Below are 3525 nucleotides of genomic sequence, written 5' to 3' on the forward strand. Positions count from 1 at the left end.
GATCTGTCATAGGAATCTCGAATGGTTTGCTTAGCTTTTTTCAGGAGTTCTGGATTATTGGCTAGTTGGATCCCACGTTGGATAAACTCCTCGACCGACCAAGTGATGCACTCTTCGAGACCGATATTTTTCAGCAGACTGTAGCTCATGCGGCCATAGTAATGGCGGCCTACCAGGGTAAGAACCGGCACGCCCATATAAAGGGCTTCCATGGTGTGGGTTGCACCTGTGTAAGGGAAAGTGTCTAGAACTAAGTCAACTAAACCTAGTTGACCACGATGCTCTTCCACACTCCCAGCTTTGGCCAGAAAGCGGACACGGTCTAAGACGCCTAGCTCTTTAGACTTCTCTTGGTAGCGTCTAACCACTGTGGCAATTTCCCCTGAGCCTTTGACAATGAGAATTCCGTTGGGAATGGCTTTTAGAATTTGCAAATGAGCATTGATACAGTCGTCAGTTCGCTTGTAGGCATTGGCCGCAGTAAGGAGAACAACATCTCTTGGGCCTATTCTTAACTTACTTTTGAAGTCCACCTCATCGGCCGGGATAACGTCCAGATGGTCAACTGCACAATAGCTTGGTAGGCGGATAATTTCTTCGTGGTAATCAGCCTGCGCATCTTCGGGAAGAATATAAGGATCAGCAAAGAAGTAATCAAACTCAGGCAAGCCGACAGCATCTCCCCCTAGCCAGCCAATTTGGATAGGGGCAGCCCGCAGAGCTGCTACGATATTGGCGTCGTGGCTAGTGATGGAGTCCATGAAAACCATGATATCGATATGATCCTCGCGAGCTTGGGCAGCCACTTGAGGAGCACTAACTCCTTCAGAGAAGAAGCGAAAATGAAGGCTCTCCTGGGATCGAAACTTCCGATACATGTTGTCGCGGCTGGCCATTTCCTCGGTTTTCCAGCCCTGGTAGTAGTAGTAACAAATATCCAATACATCACGGGATAAGTTTCTCAAAATGGCTTCGCTGAGGAAGCCTACTGAGTGTCGCTGAAAACAGTTGCCCAGGAAACCAACTCGAAGTTTACGGCTCTCTCTATTGACTGTTTGATAATCTCGCTGATTTTTTTTCCAATACTCTGACCACAGGAAATCACGCTGAGAGGCCATGAGGCTGAGGCAATCGTTAAAAATCCTGCCAGCAAGCTGCTGGTAACGACGAATTAGAGATCGATCATCTGTTAGATAGCTCCAACAAAAGCAGACTCGAAAGAGAATAGCTTTGGCGACAGTTAAGCTCTCAAGCATATTTTCTTCATTTACTTTTAGAGACTCTAGGTCAATAGAACTTGAGCTGAGTAAATCCATAATTTTCTGAATGGCAAAGCTCACCCTGTCTGGCCGAGCAGCGTGGATCAGCTTTTCCAAAGATTCTGAGAGAAGAGGTAGGCACAGCGAGAAGTTCTCCTCTGCCTGGGGGCTTGCGGCTGCCGCAAGAAGCGCTTCTCCCAAGATGGAATAAGCATCGCTAGTAGAGTCTCCGAAGAGGGCACGAGCTGCCCTCTGAAAGAAGTCGCCGATCAAGTCCTCTATTGTCCACAAACCTTGATAGCGCTCGGCCTGCTTTGGATCTGCTGCCTGGGCTAGCTGAGCTAGGAGAGCGGCAAAGCCGGATTTCTGACTCTCTAGGAGATGAGCTTGTAGAACTGTGGCCACTTCGAAAAACAGATCCAGGTAGCCGTCATCCCATAGCCGAATAAGGAGTTCGGTTAGGAGCGACTCCTGGGTAATGTCTAGGGTCTCCTCATCTCCCAAGCTGGCCAAATGCTCCACCAGGGCCTGCCCGTAGAAGCCGACGGCCAGCTCGTCTTGAGCTTGCAAGGCCCGAAACAGCAGAACTTGGGTGTTATCCCGCTGGTGTGGATCCAACTCAAAAGCCATCTCCCGCAGCTTCAGGCAGATCCGCAAACGCTGCTGCGGATCCTGGGTGGGTGTATTTTCCAGACGGCCTGCCAAAGACAGCAATAGCTCTATCACCTTCTCCGATGGCAGGATCCCGGCCTTGACCAGCGACGTGTAGACCTGGTAGGCAAGGTCTAGGCGGCCCGAAATCAAAACTTGCTCCAGCGCCGCAAGGGTAGTCGCTACCCGGTCAGCTGGGAAAGCTTCTCCAGACGGCGAAGGCACCCCAAGGTCAAAGAGTCCCCACAAGAACTCTCGCCATGCCTCTGGATCTTGCTGTGGGTAGAAAGCCGCCAGCCATTCTGCAAAGACAGCCGGCGATTGCTGCAGCAGTTGCTTGCCTTCCAGGATCCGAGCTTGTAGGGCGAGGTTCATGGGCCGAAAGGAGAGCGCTGTTTTTAATCTGCCATGCAGAGGCCTGCTCGGCCAAACTACGGAACCTTTCTGGATCCACCCCCCCCCAAAGATCCGCAATTTTGCTTGGGGACAGGCTGTTATGAATGGCCCTCAGGCTGGGTAGGTTAAGACTGGCAGGTAACCTGCACAAGTAACTCTCTAGTAACCAAGGATCGAGTACCATGAGCGCGAAGTCTCGTCAGTCTCTGTTGCGGGCCAAGCTGGCTCAGCAACTTCTCTCCCAAGCCAAAGGCTTCACCCTGATCGAACTGCTGGTGGTGATCGTGATTGTGGGCGTGTTGTCCGCGGTGGCAATTCCCCAATTTCTGAACCAAGTGCGCCGCTCCCGCACGGCCGAGGCTCAGGCGGCTCTTACTGCAGTAGGTCGCGGTTCTGAGGTCTATCGCCTGGATGTTGGCGTATATCCGAACGACTACACCAGAATCCGGTTTGGTTGTCCTACTACTAACGGTGCGGACTCCTGCGGCGCCAGAGGTGACAAATTCATGAACGACCCGTGGAGCGCTCCCAACTACGAGACGCCAGTAGCCGATGATATTGTGAGTACTTCACCTCAAGGGATGCGCTGGGACACCACTGCTGTCACAGGTGCAAGCCGCTATGTTACCGCTTCCGGCAGCCGAATTCAATGCACCATTGGCCTGGGATCCCGTGAGACAGTTGTAGCTACTCTCCCCACTTTTGTAGGCAAGAGCTGCAACGTGTTTGACTAGTTTCTGCGGGTTCCACTGTTTGCTTGGCTCCCTTTGGGGAGCTTTTTTTAGTCCTCTGAAACAACCTGGGATTTTCAGGGGGTAAGTACAGTTGCTAGTAACTGAGAAGGATAGTAGATGCGGGTGAGGATACCCTCCTCTATCAAGCTCTGGTTAATCATGGAGTTGCTATAGAGTATGAACTTTTGGTAAAGAGCCACCATTTGATAGATATCTCGCGAGCAGTATGCATCCCTTGAGGCCAAGTGAAAGGGAACGCGAATGGGATTAGACTTTGAGCGCCACCAGTAGTCGGGAAAGTTGCCCAGTTGAGCGTACTTCTTGTAGTAGTTCTGGAAGCCGCAATTCAAGTAGTGCAAAACGGTTGGAGATGAGGTGACTAGGGTATGCTCCTCTGGAATGTCAAAACTATGTACGCTATTTGGCAAAATACTGGGATAAACTCGAGCTGCTGATTTTCCATTTTGATAGGCTAAAAAGTATTG

General features: G+C 51.1%; 1 protein-coding gene and 2 pseudogenes. 1 reads left to right on the forward strand and 2 read right to left on the reverse strand.

Annotated elements, in window-relative coordinates; all coding sequences use genetic code 11:
* Window positions 1–2285 (reverse strand): annotated as a pseudogene (locus tag NW841_RS12340) (FkbM family methyltransferase); the annotation flags it as partial.
* Window positions 2286–2488: 203 nt separating this feature from the next.
* Here NW841_RS12340 and NW841_RS12345 point away from each other — a divergent pair.
* The gene (locus NW841_RS12345) at window positions 2489–3040 is read left to right on the forward strand and encodes a type IV pilin protein (RefSeq protein ID WP_414386646.1); all 552 of its coding nucleotides are present in this window, start codon (window positions 2489–2491) and stop codon (window positions 3038–3040) included.
* Window positions 3041–3114: 74 nt separating this feature from the next.
* Here NW841_RS12345 and NW841_RS12350 read toward each other — a convergent pair.
* Window positions 3115–3525 (reverse strand): annotated as a pseudogene (locus tag NW841_RS12350) (glycosyltransferase family 2 protein); the annotation flags it as partial.

The organism is Synechococcus sp. H60.3, from assembly GCF_047462295.1.
Taxonomy (GTDB): Bacteria; Cyanobacteriota; Cyanobacteriia; order Thermostichales; family Thermostichaceae; genus Thermostichus.

What these genes read in the sequence shown, in the direction of transcription:
- NW841_RS12345 (WP_414386646.1), top strand. Translation starts at nt 2,489, where the DNA reads ATGAGCGCGAAGTCTCGTCAGTCTCTGTTGCGGGCCAAGCTGGCTCAG.